Source organism: Catenulispora pinisilvae (assembly GCF_015356865.1).
GTDB lineage: Bacteria > Actinomycetota > Actinomycetes > Streptomycetales > Catenulisporaceae > Catenulispora > Catenulispora pinisilvae.
The window spans coordinates 23,307-41,236 of record NZ_JAAFZA010000026.1; the positions used below are offsets into that span (position 1 = coordinate 23,307).

Annotated in this window: 13 protein-coding genes and 1 pseudogene; 4 read left to right on the forward strand and 10 right to left on the reverse strand. The window is 67.9% G+C overall.

Annotation, left to right across the window (positions count from 1 at the left end):
- Positions 1 to 153: 153 nt before the first annotated feature.
- On the reverse strand, positions 154 to 423 hold the full coding sequence (locus tag IZR01_RS09900; RefSeq protein WP_194923674.1) for a hypothetical protein: 270 nt from the start codon (positions 421 to 423) through the stop codon (positions 154 to 156).
- Positions 424 to 675: 252 nt separating this feature from the next.
- The gene (locus IZR01_RS09905; protein ID WP_194891734.1) at positions 676 to 1,119 is read right to left on the reverse strand and encodes a MerR family transcriptional regulator; all 444 of its coding nucleotides are present in this window, start codon (positions 1,117 to 1,119) and stop codon (positions 676 to 678) included.
- 77 nt (positions 1,120 to 1,196) lie between these two features.
- Here IZR01_RS09905 and IZR01_RS09910 point away from each other — a divergent pair, with 77 nt between their 5' ends.
- On the forward strand, positions 1,197 to 2,033 hold the full coding sequence (locus IZR01_RS09910) for an SDR family oxidoreductase (RefSeq protein ID WP_194923675.1): 837 nt from the start codon (positions 1,197 to 1,199) through the stop codon (positions 2,031 to 2,033).
- A 338-nt stretch (positions 2,034 to 2,371) separates the two neighbouring features.
- On the opposite strand, the gene IZR01_RS09915 is transcribed toward IZR01_RS09910, so the two are convergent.
- Positions 2,372 to 3,346 carry an amidohydrolase family protein gene (locus IZR01_RS09915; protein WP_194891736.1) on the reverse strand — a complete coding sequence of 325 codons (975 nt, stop codon included), beginning with the start codon at positions 3,344 to 3,346 and terminating at the stop codon, positions 2,372 to 2,374.
- 160 nt (positions 3,347 to 3,506) lie between these two features.
- On the opposite strand from IZR01_RS09915, the gene IZR01_RS09920 reads away from it, so the two are divergent.
- Positions 3,507 to 3,956, forward strand: coding sequence for a MarR family winged helix-turn-helix transcriptional regulator (locus tag IZR01_RS09920; RefSeq protein ID WP_194891737.1), 450 nt, complete (start codon positions 3,507 to 3,509; stop codon positions 3,954 to 3,956).
- A 505-nt stretch (positions 3,957 to 4,461) separates the two neighbouring features.
- Here the strand turns inward: IZR01_RS09920 and IZR01_RS09925 are convergent.
- Positions 4,462 to 5,019: a MarR family winged helix-turn-helix transcriptional regulator gene (locus IZR01_RS09925; protein WP_194891738.1), complete on the reverse strand. Its 558-nt coding sequence runs from the start codon at positions 5,017 to 5,019 to the stop codon at positions 4,462 to 4,464.
- Positions 5,020 to 5,151: 132 nt separating this feature from the next.
- Here IZR01_RS09925 and IZR01_RS09930 point away from each other — a divergent pair, with 132 nt between their 5' ends.
- Both IZR01_RS09930 and IZR01_RS09935 read left to right on the forward strand, forming a co-directional pair.
- On the forward strand, positions 5,152 to 6,408 hold the full coding sequence (locus tag IZR01_RS09930) for an alpha/beta hydrolase family protein (protein ID WP_194891739.1): 1,257 nt from the start codon (positions 5,152 to 5,154) through the stop codon (positions 6,406 to 6,408).
- A 94-nt stretch (positions 6,409 to 6,502) separates the two neighbouring features.
- On the forward strand, positions 6,503 to 6,886 hold the full coding sequence (locus IZR01_RS09935) for an SDR family NAD(P)-dependent oxidoreductase (protein ID WP_228559120.1): 384 nt from the start codon (positions 6,503 to 6,505) through the stop codon (positions 6,884 to 6,886).
- An 18-nt stretch (positions 6,887 to 6,904) separates the two neighbouring features.
- Here the strand turns inward: IZR01_RS09935 and IZR01_RS53100 are convergent, their stop codons facing one another.
- The 6 genes and pseudogenes from IZR01_RS53100 to IZR01_RS09965 form a co-directional block, all read right to left on the reverse strand.
- Positions 6,905 to 8,668, reverse strand: a complete 1,764-nt coding sequence (locus IZR01_RS53100) for a ricin-type beta-trefoil lectin domain protein (protein WP_194923676.1) — start codon at positions 8,666 to 8,668, stop codon at positions 6,905 to 6,907.
- Positions 8,669 to 8,816: 148 nt separating this feature from the next.
- Positions 8,817 to 11,030 (reverse strand): arabinofuranosidase catalytic domain-containing protein, encoded by a 2,214-nt coding sequence (locus IZR01_RS09945; RefSeq protein WP_194923677.1) that lies wholly within the window; start codon positions 11,028 to 11,030, stop codon positions 8,817 to 8,819.
- Between the two features lie 98 nt (positions 11,031 to 11,128).
- Positions 11,129 to 14,212, reverse strand: a complete 3,084-nt coding sequence (locus IZR01_RS50280) for a cellulose binding domain-containing protein (protein ID WP_228559122.1) — start codon at positions 14,210 to 14,212, stop codon at positions 11,129 to 11,131.
- 554 nt (positions 14,213 to 14,766) lie between these two features.
- Positions 14,767 to 17,169 carry a ricin-type beta-trefoil lectin domain protein gene (locus IZR01_RS09955; RefSeq protein WP_194923678.1) on the reverse strand — a complete coding sequence of 801 codons (2,403 nt, stop codon included), beginning with the start codon at positions 17,167 to 17,169 and terminating at the stop codon, positions 14,767 to 14,769.
- Between the two features lie 14 nt (positions 17,170 to 17,183).
- Entirely contained in the window at positions 17,184 to 17,390 is a 207-nt protein-coding gene (locus IZR01_RS54130; RefSeq protein ID WP_369125345.1) for a cellulose binding domain-containing protein, read from the reverse strand.
- A 246-nt stretch (positions 17,391 to 17,636) separates the two neighbouring features.
- A pseudogene (locus tag IZR01_RS09965) lies at positions 17,637 to 17,774 on the reverse strand (RICIN domain-containing protein); the annotation flags it as partial.
- Positions 17,775 to 17,930 lie beyond the last annotated feature (156 nt).

A 17,930-nucleotide genomic window follows, 5' to 3' on the forward strand; every position in this document is an offset into this window, starting at 1 on the left:
TGGTGAAGCTCATGTCTTCTTGGCGATCGAACGACGAGGCATTGGCGCTGGCGGATCGCGACGGAAGCTGCCGTCATCTCCCGGAGGCCAGCCGTTGGGGGCCTGCAGATCATGGAGGGACTGCGGCCGCTTCGGCCCACGAGACTCGGGACCTCAGCATCCGCTCGACGCCGCTGGCGGCGATGATGCACGACGGCGCCGTACGCCGACGGCGACACGGGTCGGCATCGGCTCCGGAGCTGCGGCGATGGGCGTGGTGGCCGCCGCCGCGGTGACGGCGTTCGGCACCGGGTCCAGCGGGAGCACCGGCCCCGGTGCCGCGGCTCCGACGTGGACGCGGCCCACGGCAGCGAACTCGACCCCGAAACCGGTCTCGGCCACGACGGGAACGCCCGCGCAGTCGAAGGCGACGGACCAGATCACGTCCTGAGCAGCGGAACGTTCCAGGACGCGGCTGGCCTCTGATCAGGGACCGGTTCATCGTCCCCGAGACCGCGGCCCAAAACACGACCGAAGACCTGCGCGTCGCCGCGGACCGGCTGCCGTTCAGCGACTACGGCGAGCCGGGCACCATGGCGTGTGCAGCGATCGGCTTCCAGCTCGGCGACGCGGCACCGGGCTCCCGCCCGGACTACGATGGCCAACCCCGCATCACGGCCCTACCGGAAACCGGCTTCAGCCGGCGTCCGCAGGCGGATCGCACTCGGGCCCGTTGCGCCAGAGCTGGTCGGCGGTACCGGCGGCGAGGCGGCGGGCATAGAGCTCGACCTTCCCATGGATGACGTCTAGGGCTTCCTGCAGATCGGCGACCTGTTGCTGCACCTTGGCTTCGTGGCGGCGCAGGATCTCGAACCGCTCGACCTCAGTGCCAGGGCCCTGAAGCACCAGCTGCGCGTAGTGGCGGATCTCCGGCAGCGGCATTCCCGATGAGCGCAGCTTCGTACACACCCTCAGCCACGCCACCTCGTCCTGAGTGAACACGCGCCGTCCCGCGGCGTTGCGTCGCACCGGTGCGAAGAACAACCCCTCCTGCTCGTAGAAGCGCAGAGTATGGGTGGTCAGCCCGGTCAGCTCGCTGACCTCGCCGATGGTCAGGGTGGACTGCGCGGCGGTCGTCATGGCGCCAGTGTACGAGCTTGACTTCGAGTCGACTCGAACTCCTAGCGTCGGGGACGACACCGACGAAGGGCGAGATCATGACTTTCACCTGGTTCATCACCGGCACGTCGTCCGGCTTCGGGCGCCTGCTCACCGAGCAACTGCTGACGCGCGGGGACCGCGTCGCGGCGACTCTGCGCCGCCCCGAGGCGCTGGACGATCTGCGCGCCGAATACGGCGATCAGCTCTGGACCGCGCGGCTCGACGTCACCGACACCGAGCAGGTACGGCGCGTCGTGGACGACGCGTTCCAGAGGCTCGGCACGATCGACGTCGTCGTCAACAACGCCGGCTACGGCTTCTTCGCCTCCGTCGAGGAGGCCGCCGACGAACAGATCCAGCGAGTGATCGACACCAACCTCCTGGGTTCGATCCACGTCATCCGCGCCGCGCTGCCGCACCTGCGGGCACAGCGGCACGGGCGCATCCTGCAGGTCTCCAGCGCCGGCGGTCAGACCACCTACCCGAGCTTCGGCTACTACCACGCCTCCAAGTGGGGCATCGAAGGCTTCTGCGAGACAGTGGCACGCGAGATCGCCCCGTTCGGCATCAGCCTCACCATCGTCGAACCGGGCGCGACGCCGACCGGCTTCGGCGACTCTCTCGACACCGCACCGGCCATGCCGGAATACGACAAGACCCCGGCCGGCGACGTACGACGCGCCAAAGACAACGGCACATTCCCGCTCCCCAACGACCCGCGCAGGATCACCGGCGCGATGATCGACCTCGTCGACACCACGGCGACTCCGCTGCGCCTGCCCCTGGGGCCCGACACCTATAACGACGTGCGCGCAACACTCGTCGCCCGACTCGCCGAACACGACGCGCATCGTGACCTCGCCCTGTCCGTAGCACGGGACGGAGCAAGGTAGCCGACGGGCCACAACCGAACCGAAGACTTCCCGGACACCTACCCACAGACACCCGGGAAGCCGCGGCCCTCACCGCCCCAGGAACATGCCGCTCCAATGACGGTAAAGCTTGCCGTAGCGCTGAACCGTACCGGGTTCCCGCCACGACGATAGCTTTGACAGCAGGTCAAGACCCATTGCTTGACCTGCTGCCAAACCAAGGAGTGTGGCGCGATCCCGGTGCGGTTCATTTCGCGGAGAAGTCCTTGCTGTTCCCTTCACGATGGAGTCGAGCGTCTCTCTGAGTGCCTTCGCAGCCCTGGCCCAAGGATTCGGAAGACCTCAACGCTTCGCACTGGTCAGAGTTCGAGTCCGTAGAGGGCTGTGGCGTTGGTCGCGGTGAACTTCTGCCGGTCCTCGTCGGTGGCGAAGTGCGTGAGGAACGTGGTGATCTCGTCCCGGGTGGGGTGTTGGAAGGGGTAGTCGGTGGAGAAGATGAGCCGGTCGATGGTGGTGACGGTCAGCGCGTACTGCAGGAGCGCCGGGTTGAGCATGCCGGATGCGGTGATGTGGAAGTTCGTGCGGATGTAGTGCCTGACGGGATGCTGCAGGCCGGCGACGCGCGAGAGGCTGTCCGCGCGGTCGAGCCAGAACAGCAGCATCTCGCCCCAGTGGCCGAGGACGATCTGCAGCTCCGGGTGCCGGTCGAAGGTGCCGGCCAGGATCAGCCGGAGGGCGGCGGTGGCGGTGTCGAGGTGCCAGCCCCATCCGAAGGTGGCCAGGCCGAGGTCGGTGACGGCGTCGAAGCCGCGGTACGAGGCGTCGCGGACGGCGTCGGAGGGGATCTGCGGGTGGATGAAGACCGGCTGGCCGAGGCGCGCGGCGGCAGCGAAGAAGTCCTCGTAGACCGGATCGTCGAGGAAGCGCTCGCCGCAGCGGCCGTAGACCATGGTGCCGACGTGGCCCTGCGCGGCGGCCCGGGCGAGTTCGCCGGCGACGTGCTCCGGGGCGGACATCGGCAGCGTCGACAGCGCCCGCAGCCGGGTCGGGTGCTTGCCGACGGCTTCGATCGCCGTGTCGTTCGCGGCGCGGCTGAGCCGCAGGGCCTGGTCGGGCGGCAGCGGATGCGTCCCGGGCGGGGTCAGGGCGAGGATCGAGACGTCGATGCCCTGCTCGTCCATCGCGGCGATCCGGCCGTCGCCCAGGTCCTCCAGCCGCTGCCGGTGGTCGCCCATCTCGTTGAAGGCCAGGCTCTCGTCCGGCCGCGGCAGGGCTTTGAGGGCGGAGGTGAGCTCCGGCATGATCCAGTGTTCCTCGATGGCGATGAGAGTCATGGTGGCCGCCCTTTCCATCGGCGCCGCCGGCGGCTCGGTCGCCGGCCGCGCAGCGTGATGCTTATCAATTGACAGCAAAGCTAGCCCACGGCAGAATTCGTTGTCAATTGATAGCAATCACGCGATGGCAGTCACGCGGCGACGACGGAGGTCCCGACGGATGGATGAGGAACAGACTTCGCGGCTGTTCGAGCTCGCCGACCTGATTCTGGCGGTGGGCCGCCACATCCAGGCGTCCAAGGAGGCCGCAGCCGAGTCGGGAACGCCGATGGAGGGGGCGGTGATGCGCTACATCGACCGGCACCCGGGCACCACGGTCAGTGCGGCGGCGGAGGCCACGCAGCTGATCTCCAGCAACTTCAGCCGGGCGGTGCGGAACCTGGAGAAGGCCGGCTACATACGACGCGACGTCGATCCCCAGGACGCGCGGCGCGTGCTGCTCTTTCCCACAGACAAGGCGCAGGAGAACCTGCAACGACTGCGTACAACCTGGAGCAACCTCATGGAGGGGGCTCTCACCGACTCCGAAGACGCCGAGATCGACGCCGCGATCTCGACCCTGCGGAACATCGAGGCACGTCTTGTCGCCCGAACCCGCGGCGAGACCTGACGAATCGGGCGAGCTGGGGCACCCCAGCCTAACCCCGGGGCCAAGAACTCCATCAAGCTTGGCGTCCCACTGGACCGCGTCGACACCGTCGTCGACTATCGCGGAGCCAAGGACAGGGGCGTCAAATCTCTCGGAACGACCAATGCCGGTGTGCCCCGGCACTCGCCGAACTGGCCGCCCTCGCCGCTACCAGTGACCCGGACATCCCCATCACCGCAACGTACCCGCTCACCGCCGTGCGCGACGTCTACCGCGCATTGGCCGACCGCAAGGCCCGCCGGCGCATCGTGCTGCGCCCCCAAAATCTCAGCCGCTGCACCGCAGGACTCGGCTTCCTCGCTGTCATCCCCACCACCTGCACAAACCCAGCCCCGCGCCACCACTCCCTATATGTACGGATACTGCGAAACCAGGCCACAGTCTACAAACCACCGCTAGCTGACCCGGTCTCGCCGAAGCCGTGGCGGCAGCGAAGTAGGCGGGTCGAAGCCCGCTGCGGAGAAGGTCAGGCTTCGGCGTTGTCGCCGCGGCGCCGGAGCGAATCGGCTGAGCGGGGCGGCTGGGCGCGCTGGTGGTCGCCGACCCGCGTCATGATCTCGGCCAGCTGGGGCAGATCGTCGCCGGTCAGTGCGTCGAACAGGAGGCGGCGGGCCAGCTGCACGTGCCCCGGCAGGACGTCGAGTAGCACCGCGTGGCCGGCGTCGGTCAGCGCGACGGCGGTGGCGCGGGCGTCGGCGGGGTCGGGGCAGCGGGTGATCAGGCCGAGCTTCTCCAGCAGCGAGGCCTGGTAGGTCATTCCGCTGCGGCTGTAGACGACGCCGTCGGCCAGCTGGGTCATCCTCTGCGTCCCGCCCGCGTCGCGCAGCCGGACCAGGAGCTGGAACTGCACGAAGCTGATATCGGCCGTGGCGCGCAGCTGCTGTTCGAGGCGGAAGTGCAGCAGGTTGACGGAGTCCATGAGCGCGATCAGGGTCTTCAGCTCGACCGGATCCAGCGGCCCGTCGTCGTCGTGCCGGTCGCCGCGCCGGGCCTCGGTTTCCGGATCGGGGCGGCTCTGGCTCATCCGGCCAGCATAGCGCTGCGAACTCAAACCATTGCTATGGCGTAGGTCTCACGGAGGGCACTTTGCTTCGCGGCCGAAGCGAGTTAGGATGTTGATTACTTCGAGAGTGAAGTAATTTTTGGAGGAGAACCCATGCCGTTCCACGTCCAGTCCACCGCCGCGGCTCTGCGCGACGGCTTCCCCGTGTTCGCGCACCACGAGTCGGTGTCGGCGCTGTGGTCACAGAAGTGGCGTCAGCCGTGCGCCGCCGGGATCTACCCGTTCGGCGACGGACGGCTGGAGGACTTCGAACCGATCTTCGCCGAGCTGCGCGCGGTCTCCGGCGACGACCCGGGCATCCTGTACCGGCCGGACGACTACGCCGCGCCGTTCCTCCCGGTCGGCGACCGCCTCACCCTCGCCGCGCAGGAAGCCGCGAAGCAGGGCTCGACCGAGGAGGCGCGGGAGCTGTTCCTGCGAGCGGCAGCCGTCTACCGGGTGGCGCGGGTCCCCGTCGTCCGCTCACCGCTTGGCCGGCAGGCGTGGGAGAAGGGCAAAGCCGCCTACGAGCGGGGCACCGAACTGCTGGACCCGCCGAACGTCCCCGTCGCGATCCCGTTCCGGCACGCCGACATCGCCGCCGGCGACCGCGCCGGCGACATCCCGGCCTACCTGCGTGTGCCCGGCGGGCCGCGGCCGGCAGCCGGGTGGCCCGTCCTGCTGTACATCTGTGGCCTCGACGGCTACCGGACCGACCAGAACGCGGCCATCCAGGCGCACCTCGACCGTGGCCTTGCCACGCTCACCTTCGAGATCCCCGGCACGGGCGACTGCCCGGCGGCGCCGAACGACCCGACGTCGGACGACCGGCTGATCAGCAGCATCCTGGACTGGATCGTCGCCGGCGCCCCCGAGTTCGGGTTCGACCCCGGCACGATCCTCGCCCGGGGCGTCAGCACCGGCGGGTACCACGCGGTGCGCATCGCGCACACCCACGCCGACCGGCTGTTCGCGGTGGTGGCGCACGGCGGCGGATACCACCACATGTTCGACGCCGACTGGATCAGCGCACAGAACCAGATGGAGTTCCCGTTCGCTCTGGCCGACGCGCTCGCGCACAAGTTCGGCTACCGGGATCCGGACCCTGCGAAGGCGGTCGCCGCCTACGCCGCCGAAGCCCACCGGTTCAGCCTTGCCGACTCCGGCGTGCTGGCCTCGCCGGCGTGCCGGCTACTGCTGATCAACGGGGTGGAGGACTCGATCTTCCCGATCGAGGACAGCATCCTGGCGGGAACCCGGGGCGACAACACGGACCTGATCGTGCTGGGCGGCCGTGCGCACATGGGCGAACCCGCCGCCGAGCCGGCCATCCACGCCTGGATCGAGAAGGCGCTGGCAACACGGACCTGAAGCCGTGTGCGGGCCGAACCCGTCCCGAGGCGGCCGTGAGGCTACGCCTTCTTACTCGATGCTCCGAGACGAATGAGAACAGGGACGTAGAGCAATGGTTGCCACCACGCAGCAGGGACGTTTCGTGGGCAAGGCGGCCGTCGTGACCGGCGGCAGCCGCGACATCGGCACGGCCGTGGCCCGGAGGCTGGCCGCCGAGGGCGCGGCCGTGGCGATCGGCTATCGCGGCAACCAGGAGGCCGCGGATGCGCTGGCGGCCGAACTCGCCGCCATGGGCGGTCAGGCCATCGCCGTCCAGGCCGACGTCGCCGACCCGGGACAGACAGCGGCGCTGATCGAGCGGACAGTGGCCGAGTTCGGGCACCTGGACGTGGTCGCCTCCTGCGCCGGCGTCGAGCACTTCGGCGCGCCGGCGTCGAGCACTTCGGCGCGCTGGAGACGATCACGCCGGCCGACTTCGACCGGGTCTGCACGGTGAACACCTGCGGGCAGCTGTTCACCGTGCAGCACGCCGTGCCCCACCTGCCCGCTGGCGATCCCGTCGGGATGATTTCTGATCATGTGGATTCGGTTGCTGTACCTCGCCTTCGTCCGCGTCGTCGTTGACCAGGCTCGCGGTGGTGGTCGAGGCGATGCGCTTGGCACCGGGGAGCACGAACTTGCTGAAGTGGCCGACGGAGTAGTAGCCGGCGTTGTAGGTCACGTTCCCGGTGCTCTGGTTGACGGTGACCAGCGGGGTGCAGGCGTTGCAGCCGCCGGGGATCACCGGGCCGTTGTTCTGGTCTTGGGCGATGTTCCACATCGTGGCGGTCCGCGCCCAGTTGCGGGTGCTCTGGATGAAGGTCTCGATCGCGTTCTGCGGGTCGATGCCGTCAGAGCATTCGGTCTCGTAGTTGTCCTTGGTCGGGAATGCCGCCTGCATGGTGCTGATGGCGCTCAGGTTGCCCGCGTAGCAGTGCCAGGACGTTCCGGCCAGGTACTTGGCGGCGCCGGCGTTCTGCATCAGCGGCTCGGCGAAGCTGCCGAGCACGTCGGTGTTGAAGTCGGTGCCGAGCAGCGCCGGGGAGAGGTTCGCCTGGGCCAGGGCGGGGCCGAGGTTGTTCGCGATGAAGTCGGCCTCGTTCTGCTCGCTGAACTCCATACCCGGGTACGCCGAGGGGTATGTCGGCTCGTTCTGCGCGGTGATCGCGGAGATCGGGACGCCCTGCGCAGCGTAGCCCTGGAGGAACTTCACGAAGTACTGCGCCAGGGGTCCGTAGCTGGTGGCGAGCAGCGTTCCGGCGTGGTTGGTGTTGTTCATCTGGCCGTTTGCCTTCATCCAACCCGGCGGGCTCCACGGGTTCGCCATGAGCTTCAGCCCCGGGTTGAGCGCGAGCGCTTCCTTCAGGTCCGGAACGATGTACTGCAGGTCGTGCGCGATCGTGAAGTTCGCGAGCGAGGGGTCGGGCCGGGTCCATCCCTGGTTCGTCTGGCCGTTGCAGGTCCACAACTGCGTCAGCGAACCGTTGGCCGTGGCCGCGCCGGAGACGTCCAGGCACAGACCGGACTGCACGCCGGTGATCGTGCCGTTGACGTTGAGTCTCCACTGCTGGTTCGGCTGGCCGTTGCACGTCCAGAGGATCACCTTGGTGCCGTTGGCGGTGCCCTGGCCGTTGGCGTCCAGGCACTTGCCAGCGATCTGCAGTAGTGAGCCGCTGGTGTAGGCGAACTGCTGGTTCGGGTTGCCGCCGGCGCAGTCCCAGATGTAGATCTGCGTGCCGTTCGCGGGGTTGCCGGTGTCGTCCAGGCAGCGTCCCGAACCGACGCCGACCGTCGTGCCCGTGGATGCCGAGAGGTTGTCGTCGTAGGAGTACGGCTGTGCCGTGGCGGAGAAGTCGGACGAGCCCATGGGAACCCTGACCCAGCTCATGCCGATGCCCTGGCTGGGGCTGAACAACGCGTTCATCAGGTTGGTATGAGCGGTGCCGCTGAGCTTGTCGGACAACAACCAGGCCGAGGAGTCTGTCATCGCGGCGCCGAAGCCCACGATGCTCTGGAACTTCTGCGTGTCGTCGACGTTGATGGTCCCCGAGCCGGATGACGCGGAGAAACCGAGGTCTGCCTGTTGGGTCAGGTGTTGGCTCAGGTCTGAGGTCGTCAGCCACTTGTGGACCACCTCGATGGCGGCCGAGGCCGGTGGCGCCGGCATCACCAGCAGGGCGAGCCCGAGTATGCCGGACAGTGCGCCGGCCATGCCCGCGCGGTGTTTCGCTCGTGACATCTGTGTCAAGCCTCTCGCTTGGAGAATCACCGTGCTGCCGCGACGCAGCCGGCAGCTTCCTGCGGCCGCAACGGATGCGGCAGTTCACACAGCCCAAGGGCTTCCCGGGCGTTCCCACTGACGCCCGGGAAGCCCTGGCATCACCGGATCAGGAGCACATCGCTCCGTTGACGGTGAAGCTCGACGGGGATGTGTCGTTCGCGGTGAACGTGCCCTGGAAGCCGAAGGAAGTGTCTGCTCCAGGGGAGATCGAGCCGTTGTAGGCGGCGTTGGTGGCGCTGGCGGCGGCGCCGCTCTGGGTGGTGGTGGCGCTCCAGGCGTTGGTGATCTTCTGGTCGCCCGGGAAGGTCCAGGCCGCGGTCCAGCCGTTTATCGGCGTCGTCCCGGTGTTGGTGATCGTGACGTTGGCGGTGAAGCCTCCCGGCCATTCGTTGGTTTTGGTGTAGTCGACGTGACAGGGACCCGTCGTGGTGCCGGTGACTGTCCAGGTGAACGTGGCCGAGCCGGTCGCACCTGTGCCGTCGGTCGCGGTCACCGTCACGGTGGAGGTGCCCGCCGTGGTCGGAGTCCCGGCGATCAGGCCGCCGCCGCTGATCGACAGCCCAGTGGGCAGACCGCTGGCCGAGTAGGCCAGCGTCTGGCCGGCCGCCGAATCGGTGCCCTGGATCTGCAGGCCGCTGACAGCCGTTCCGACCATGCCCGACTGGTTGCCGGGACCGGCGACCGTCACCGTGTTCCCGCCGGTGCCGGATCCGGACGTGGCCAGCGCGAAGATGTGCAGAGCAGCGCTGCCGGACGCCGGGGGGTTACCGGTGGGCAACTGGACCGAGGCGAGCGTCTTACCCGCTGCCAGAGGCACGGTTTCGGAGAAGATGTTGCTGCTCTGGGTGGCCGTGGTGTTGCCTTGCCGGTTCTGATAGGCCGAGCTGACCGCGAGCGCGCTACCGCTGGCGGGAGTGGTGGACCACCAGTCGGCCGAGCTGAGTGTGTAGCTCTGGGTGCTGCCGTCGGTGTAGGTGATGGTCCCGGTTCCGGAGGTCGGCCCATAGCTGGAGTCCAGCAGGAAGCCCAAGGTCCCGGAGCCGGACATGGTGATGATCTGGTTCTCGGCCACCGTGTTGTCGGCCACGCCCGCGGCGACGTTCGGGAAGGCGAATGTCACCCCGGACGAGGTGATGGAGGCTCCGGGCGCCGCCTTGGCGTTGCTCAGCGCGGTCGCGGAGAAGCTGTAGCCGTTGCCGTCGAAGTCGCCCGGCCCGGTGTTGGTGTCCGAGGTGATCCCGACGTCGTTGAACGACGCCGCGAGACTGGGATACGTGACCGGCGGTGTGCTGCCGTATCCGGCGGCGACGATGTTGGCCTGGACGGCGTTCTCAGTCGCGTCGGAGGGGTAGCCGGAGGTCATGACGCCTTCGTAGAAGGTGCCGTCGGAGCCCCGGCTGTTGTCGCCGCCGGTGCCGAGGATGATCGCGCCTTGCTTGCGCATGGGGTTGTAGCCGGAGACGTTGGGACGCGGGCCGGAGTAGAACGTGGACAGGCTTCCGGATTGCGCGTTGCCACCACGGATGGCCCACTGGTTGGCCGTGCCCTTGATGATCGCCGTGGTGTAGCGGTCGCTGATGCTGGGGTCGTTGGCGTTGTAGCCGGCGTTCTGTCCGGAGTACAGGCCGTTCTCCATGTCGGCCATGATCCACGGGCCGTTTCCGGAGCCGTAGCCCCAGACCTTGATGTTCCCGAAGTAGATGGCTTCCATGGTGCCGTTGCCGTCGTCGTTGTTGTTGGTCTCGGCGTTGCCGTAGTCGAAGCAGCAGCCGCCGTTGTAGTGCGAGCCGTCGAAGATCGCGTACTCGCCCTCGGCGTTGTCACCGGTGGCGATGCCGTTGGTGGAGTCGTCCCGATAGCCGGTACCGGCCGGGATGAACACACCGTAGGCCTTGTGTCCGTTGAGCGTCGTCGGTGCCGCCGTGGCGACCGCGAGGTTGTCCGCGCCAGGCGCCGCCCCTCCCCCGAGCGCCTGGGTGAGGTTGTTGCCCCGCCCGGACTGATCGTAGATCACGGTGATCACACAGGTCGTTCCGGCGCAGAAGGAGTCCTGCGCCGCAGCGTCGGCATACCCGCCGGCGCTGGTCACGCCGATGTTCGCGGTGGTGTTGTCCGACGAGCGCCGGACTTGGTAGAGGTTGCCGGAGTAGGCGCCGTACAAAGCGCGTGTGGTGCTGTGCGCGGCCACGCACGGCGTACTGCCGGCGGCGTAGATGTCGCAGGGTCCTTGCGTGGCGGCCCGCGCGGTCCCGCCCATGAGCCCCAGGCCGGCCAGGGCCAGCGTGAGGCTGGCTCCCACCGACAACCAGGTTTTCCTCATCGATCCTCGCAGCAAGACAGATCACTCCCATATGGATCAGCTGGACGGAAGCCCGTGCCCCGGAGAAGCTCGCCGGGGACGGGTCATTCGGCGTCGTGTCACGAAGTACAGGCGGAGCCGTTGAGCGCGAAGGCGGTGGGCGTGGTGTCGTCGCTCGTCCAGGTGCCCTGGAATCCGAACTGCACGGTGCCGCCCGGAGCGATCGCGGCGTTGTAACTCAGGTTCGTCGCGGACACCGCCTTACCCGACTGGACCACGGTCGCGTTCCACGCGTTAGTCACCTTCTGGTCGCCCGGGAAGGAGAACGTCAGGGTCCAGCCGTTGACCGGGGCCGTGCCGGTGTCGGTGATCGTCAGGTTGGCCGTGAAGCCGCCGGCCCACTCGTTCTTCACGTACGAGACCTGACATGTACCGCCCCCGCCACCGCCGCTGCTACTGATCGTCCAGCTGAACGTCGCGGCCCCGGATACGCCGGTGGAGTCCGTCGCGGTCACCGCGACGCCATAGGTGCCCGCAGCCGTCGGCGTGCCGGAGATCAGACCCGATGGGGTGATCGACAGGCCTGCGGGCAGACCGCTCGCCGAGTACGTCAAGGTCTGCCCGGATGCGGAGTCCGTCGCGCGGACCTGGAGTCCGGATATGGCGGTTCCCGCCGTGCCGGACTGGTTGCCCGGACTCCTCACCGTCACGGTGTCGCCGCCACCGGGGGGCAGGCTGTTTCCGCCCAGGCCGATGGAGACGTTGCCGAGTTGCCGGTAGGTGCGCGCCGCGGTTCCGGTGACCTGGGCGAACGGCAGGGAGGTCGTCGGTGCCGACGGCTGCTCCACCAGGTAGGTCGAGCCCGCGGTGACCGGGACCTGGAACGTGGTGGCGGTAGTGGCTGCGACCACGGCCGCCCCGGTCGATCCGTCGACCACCTCGGCCTGGCTTCCGGGCCACGGGTTGCGCACAGTCAGCGTCGTGGTGGACCCGGCCTGGATCGCGGCGGTGGCCACCGTACCGCCCTCGACCTGCACGTCCACCTTCGAGCCGCCTTGAATGGCGACGGTGCCGGCGGCGTCCCAGCCCGGCGGCAGGGCCGGTGCGAACCGCAGGGTGCCGTCGTAGTCGGTGGCCAGCGCCTCACCGACGGTGGCGGCGACGTTGGAATCGTGTTCGATGTAGGGCTCGTCCAGCGTGCCGGGGTTCCAGGCGCCCAGACCGGAGATGTAGACCTGGTACTGCTTGGTACTCGCGACCAGGTCGGAGCCGACCTCGGAGCCCAGGTCCAGGCGCGCGGCCTGGAGCGAGTCGTAGGTCCAGTCCGGGTTCTCCACATACTGCCGGTGCGTATAGGTACGGTCGGCCAGCGCAGTCAGGTTGTCGCCGTTGACCACGGTGTCGTCGCCGATCACTCCGTAGGGCCAGACCGGCTCCAGACCGAGGTTCTCCACGTTGTGGGTGGCCGCGGTCGGCTGGTAGGAGTCACCGATCACGTCGGTGCCGGAGGCGTCCGCGGAAGGACCGAGCAGTTGGCTGTGCGTCTGCTGATCGGTGCGGGCGTAGGGCTCGATCTGCGTCAGCGCGGTGCGCAGCCGGGACACCAGCGCGGAGTCGGTGTTCAGCATCATCGCGGCGTTCGCCGTCGCGGAGAACAGAGCCTGATCGGCGGCGATGTCCGTGGTCGAGTCCGACACCGCCCACTGCGTCTCGTGCGCGTTGGCCACGGCGTGCAGGTAACCATCCGAACCCACCGACTGCCAGGCCAGCAGGAACGTCGCGCTCTGCTGGAGCACCGGGTAGTACTTCTGCAGGAAGGCGACGTCACCGGTGTCCTGATACTGCTGCCAGATCCACAGCGCGATCTCCGCGCCGCTGGTGATCGTCTCGGCATTGAAACCGGGACTGGAGGCGGTGGCGCATGAGGCGTCGCTGGTGATCCCGCCGCCGTTGTAGTAGCCGTTGCCGTTGAAACGCATGGTTTCCGGGACACAGGCACCCGGCTTGCCGTTCATGTTCGCACTCGTCCACGACTGGATCGCCGGCAGGTCATTGAGATACATGTCGAAGATCGGGGTGTTGAGCGCGAAGTTCCCGGAGGACAGGTTCGCCTGAATCTGCCCTCGCAGATTCCACAACCAGTAGCCGGCCGGGTACCAGGCCTGATGGTCCTGGTTGAAGTTGTCCAGATCGGCCAGCCCGGCCTGACTGCCGGGATAGGCACCGGAGTGCATGAGACCGGCCTCGAAGTACAGGTACAGGGTGTGCAGGTTCTCCATGTACTGCGCGGTACCGTCGCCGGAGTTCAACTCGATCAGGCCGCTGGCCGACCAGAAACTGTTCCACCAGGCCGACTGCGGCGCGAGCAGCGCCGGGGTCGAGGCGGTGGTGTCGGAGCCGATCAAGGCCGAGGCCGTGGACGCCGGGTCGGCGCCGCCGGTCCACTGCGGCGCGGCGGCGATGACCCGGTAGGAACCGTCGGCGTTCGCGGTGAACGCCACCTGCACCTGCGCCGAGCCCACCACCGACGCGCTGACGTTCTGTCCCCCGGCGGTGATCGCCGCCATCGCCCCGAAGGTCTTGCCGGACGCACCGGACTGGGAGTTGTCGACCCAGCTCTGCGACAACGTCCCCATCGCCCCGGACGCCGCAGCCGCCGGAGAGCGGCCGCTCCACAGACCCAGGGTCGCCGTCTGGCGCGCACCCGGAGCAGCGCCGGTGACATCGACGACGAGTTCGTCCTTACCCGCCGCCACCCACGCGGTCATGCTCAGCCCGCCGCCGGACTCGTGAAGCACCCCGTTGTACAAATCCAGATACCCGACGAAGTCCGACGCCGAGGTCATCGCCGCCAGACCCGGAATCTGCACCTGGCCCGCAGAGAGCCGGTCCGGCATGGTGTCACTGCGGTTCAACTGTGCGGTGAAACCGTTTGCCGCCCACTCCGCGACCCCGAGCGAACCGTTGCCCAGCGGCAGAAACTGCGTGCTCGCCGCGTTCGGCTTGCCGATCACGATGTTCGACCGGGAGACGACGGCGGCCGTGTCGAGCGCGAAGGCACCGCCGTGCCACGCCGTGGTGGTGCCGGCAGCGGCCGCCGCGGCGCTCGGAGGCTTGAGCGCGGTCGCCGCCGTGATGGGTACGGCGAGCGCCAATGCTGCCGCCGCAGGAAGGAACCGGGTCAGGAGCAGTCGGAAGCGCATGAGAAAGACTCCCTGCATGGGTCATGGCATAGTGGCGGACCGGCTTCGCGGCCGGTGCACATGGGATGTCTTGTAGTCCGAACTGAACGGGGTGTCCAGGAAAGGCTGGTGGCGCTCTCTCCTTAGTCCCGGACCGTCATCCGGGTAATGGCACTTGAGAGCAATATCGATCAAGTTTCCGCCTTTGATCGACGATGGTTCTCTGATCGAAAGTTTCACCTTTCAGGACGGTGCGATTGGGTCGTCATCCCATGACGCGGGGCCGCGCCCGGCCCCGTCATGGTGTGGCGAGGGTCAGCCGACGGCGATCGCGAAGACGTGCAGCGCCGTCTGGTTGATCAAGGTCACGCCGACATTCGGGAGCGTCAGATACTTGATGGTCTTGCCGGGGATCAGCGGGACCGTATCGGTGGAGAGACTCCCCTGGTTGCGGAGCGCTCCGCTGGCGTTGTTCAGGTGGGGCAGGGTGACCAGGGGGTTCAGCGGGCGGCGTTGATCTCCGTCGTTCGCGACCCGGGTCGCGAACGACGGAGATCAACGGGTTCTCGAGCGGATCAGCTGTGTGTCCACTTCTGGTTGCTGCCGCCGTTGCAGGTCCACAGCTCCAGCAGCGTGCCGTTGGCGGTACCGGCCCCGGCGGCGTCCAGGCACAAGCCGGACTGACCGCCGGTGATCGACCCGTCGGCGTTCAGCGTCCACTTCTGGTTGCTGCCGCCGGTGCAGGGCCAGATGTCGACCTTGGTGCCCGCGCTGGTGCCCTGGTTGGAGGCGTCCAGGCAGTCGCTGCCGTAGACCCGCAGTTCGCCGGCGGCGGTGGCGGTCCACTGCTGGTTCGTGCCGCCATTGCAATCCCACAGTTCGACCTGCGTGCCCTGCGTCTGCGAGGCGTTGGGCACGTCGACGCACCGGCCGGAGCCCGTGCCGATGATCTCGCCGCTGCCTCCGCCGCCGCCGGTGCCGGGGGTGATCGACAGGTTGTCGAACTGCGCGGTCTCACCTTGGCTGGTGGCGTAGCCGATCTGGCCGGCGCCCCAGGTGGTGCTGTTCGCGGTACCGACCTGGGTGCCGTCGATGGTCGCGGTGATGGTGGCGCCGGAGAAGGCCAGGGACAGGCTGTGCCAACGGCCGGTGCCCAGTGCCGCGACGGTACCGCTTGCCAGGGTGCTGACAGTGGCGCCGGTGTTCGTGCTCAGGATCGACCACGCCCCGGTGTCACTGACGCGCAGGTGGTACGCGTTCAGCCCGCCGGCCCCGCCGTAGGACTGGGTGTTGGCCCGGCCCATCAGCTCGGCGTAACCCGACTTCTCCAGCAGCACATCCGAGCTGACGGTGTAGTTGCTCCAGGACACATCACCGAGCAACGCATGCGGATCGGAGAGCGTGTCCCACGTGATCGGCGCCTGCGGGCTCATCTGCCGCACGCACTGGCCGCTGCGACCGCCGCCACAAGCGGCGACCTCGAAGGAGCCCTGCCAGTCCATCAGGTATTTCGCTTCGCTACCGGTGGCGTCGCTGTCGAAGGTGTCGCTGTACGGAAGGGACATCGCCGCCGAGGCGGGACCTACGGCGGTGCCCTTGCCCTGGCCGGTGGTGGTCGTCAGGGAATAGACGTACCCGGGCTGCACGGTCAGGCTGAAGCTCCCGCCGGACGGCGTGACGTCAGCGGTGTGCACGAAGTAGTCGGCGGAGTTGTTGGAATTGACGTTGGTCGCCCACACGTGCACCTGGCCGGTGGACAGGCCCCCGGCAACGTTGAAGTTCAGCGTCTGAGCGCTGCCGGCGTCGACCGTCTCGATGATGGTGGAGTAGTCGCTGTTGTTCGGCGCCTTGAGGCTCACGTAGCTGCCGTTGCCGCGATTGCCGCCGATGTAGCCGCTGGAGGAATCCAGATACTTCCAGCCCGGCGCGGTGAACTGCGTGGTCTGCGCCATCACCCAGGCGTTCTTGCCGACCGAGTAGGAGCCGGACCACGGCTGCGGCGCGGACACCAGGCCCATCGTGGGATACGGCAGGTTCGGCGTGACCGCGGCGACGATCGGCCAGTTGAGGTACGCGGTCATCCGCCCGTCGATATAGCCGCGGTTGATGCCGCGCGCCATCGCCTGCGCGCCGGCGTTGTAGTCGTCCGAGCCGTTCTCACTGGCCCACAGTTGCTTGCCGGACGAACTCGCCGCCGACGGAACCGTGCAGCTGGACTGCGCCGAACGGTAGCCACACGGATAGTGCGCCCCGATGACGCCGACCGCGGAGGCGAAGGACGGGTTGGAGTCGACGTCGTTGGCTATCGTCCAGTCGGAGTCCGCCCCGACGATCTGGACGCCGGCGTATCCGTTGGCGTTGAGCGCGCTGCGCAACTGCTCATACCAGGCGACGTTGTACCCGCGCTCGTTCCATCCGCCGAGGTAGTCGATGCTCAGACCCTGCGACTTCGCGCAGCCCAGCCAGGAGACCAGGTAGTTCACCATGTCGGTGGACCAGAAGTTCCCGTTGCCGATCCAGCCGGGCGCGCCCCAGGCCAGTCCGTACAGCTTGATGTTCGGGTTGCGAGCCTTGGCCTGCTCGGCGAGCCAGAACTCGTAGCCGACGGTACAGTTCACCACCCCGCGGCTGTGCTCGATGCTGGGCTCGGCGCCCGAGGTGGAGTTGGTGTCACCGCCGATCTCGACCTTGAGCATCTGCGCGGCCGCCCCGTAGTCCGGTTTGAACATGTAGTCCAGGATCTGGCTGCGTTCGGGCTCCGGATAGTCGATCAGCAACCTGCTGTTGCCGCCCCCGCCGCTGATCGCGCCGACGCCATCGAAAGTGCGCCCGCCGGACGCGCCGTTGACGGTGATGGACGTCGCGGCGTGCGCCGGTGCGGCCACGACGGCTACCACACCGCTCGCAGCCAGCGCCAGGCCCGCGAGCGCCGCCGTGGAACCACGCAGGCGCCTGAGGATTCCGCTGAGTCTAGACACAATCGCCTTCCTTTTCATCTTGTGGTGCAGGTCAACGTCGAACATCTGTCAGTACCCGAATAGCCGGCCCGGAAGCCGGACGAGGTATCGCCTCTCGGCGCGATCGAGCCGCTGTAGTCCGCGGTGGCGGTCCAAGGCGCCTTCCACCCGTTGGTCGGTGCGATCTCGCTGTTCGTCACGCTCACATCGGCTGTGAACCCGGTGCTCCACTGACCGCTCACCGACTAAGTCGCTGTACATCCGCCGCCTCCTCGCCGACCAACGACCCGATGCACCGCTTCGGCACCGCTGGTCGCTGGTGACGGTGTCGAGGTCCCGCCGAAACCTCAAGAAGGCATCGAATCGATTCGCCGACGACTGGAGCGGTGGCACGCCGGACATCACAGGTCACGACTCGTCGAGGCCTGCGATGCGCTGGCGCCCTCCTCATCGATGAGAACGAAACTTTCAACCTTGGCGCGATCCGGTCAGCCGAGGGTCCATTGCTGGTTGGTTTGGCCGTTGCAGGTCCACAGCTCCACCGGTGTCCCGTCAGCGGTGGTGGCGCCGGTGACGTCCAGGCAGAGTCCTGACTGCACTCCGGTGATGGTGCCGTTGGAGTTGATGATCGTCACAGCCTCCATCGCTGCCTGTTCCCGGCCAGGCCGGCGGACGTCGGGCGGGTCGGCCACCAGCACATTTCGGGCGGCAGCCCCATGGACTGGACGTGTCAGCATCTCCCAGCACAAGCCACGCCCTGAATCGATAGAAGACTCGCTTAC

Bases quoted from the DNA above. Each gene is read 5' to 3' on its own strand.
- IZR01_RS09930 (WP_194891739.1), top strand. From the start codon at position 5,152: ATGCCGTTCCACGTCCAGTCCACCGCCGCGGCTCTGCGCGACGGCTTC.
- IZR01_RS09905 (WP_194891734.1), bottom strand. From the start codon at position 1,119: ATGACGACCGCCGCGCAGTCCACCCTGACCATCGGCGAGGTCAGCGAG.
- IZR01_RS09945 (WP_194923677.1), bottom strand. From the start codon at position 11,030: ATGAGGAAAACCTGGTTGTCGGTGGGAGCCAGCCTCACGCTGGCCCTG.
- IZR01_RS09920 (WP_194891737.1), top strand. From the start codon at position 3,507: ATGGATGAGGAACAGACTTCGCGGCTGTTCGAGCTCGCCGACCTGATT.
- IZR01_RS09935 (WP_228559120.1), top strand. From the start codon at position 6,503: ATGGTTGCCACCACGCAGCAGGGACGTTTCGTGGGCAAGGCGGCCGTC.
- IZR01_RS50280 (WP_228559122.1), bottom strand. From the start codon at position 14,212: ATGCGCTTCCGACTGCTCCTGACCCGGTTCCTTCCTGCGGCGGCAGCA.
- IZR01_RS09915 (WP_194891736.1), bottom strand. From the start codon at position 3,346: ATGACTCTCATCGCCATCGAGGAACACTGGATCATGCCGGAGCTCACC.
- IZR01_RS09910 (WP_194923675.1), top strand. From the start codon at position 1,197: ATGACTTTCACCTGGTTCATCACCGGCACGTCGTCCGGCTTCGGGCGC.
- IZR01_RS09925 (WP_194891738.1), bottom strand. From the start codon at position 5,019: ATGAGCCAGAGCCGCCCCGATCCGGAAACCGAGGCCCGGCGCGGCGAC.
- IZR01_RS53100 (WP_194923676.1), bottom strand. From the start codon at position 8,668: ATGTCACGAGCGAAACACCGCGCGGGCATGGCCGGCGCACTGTCCGGC.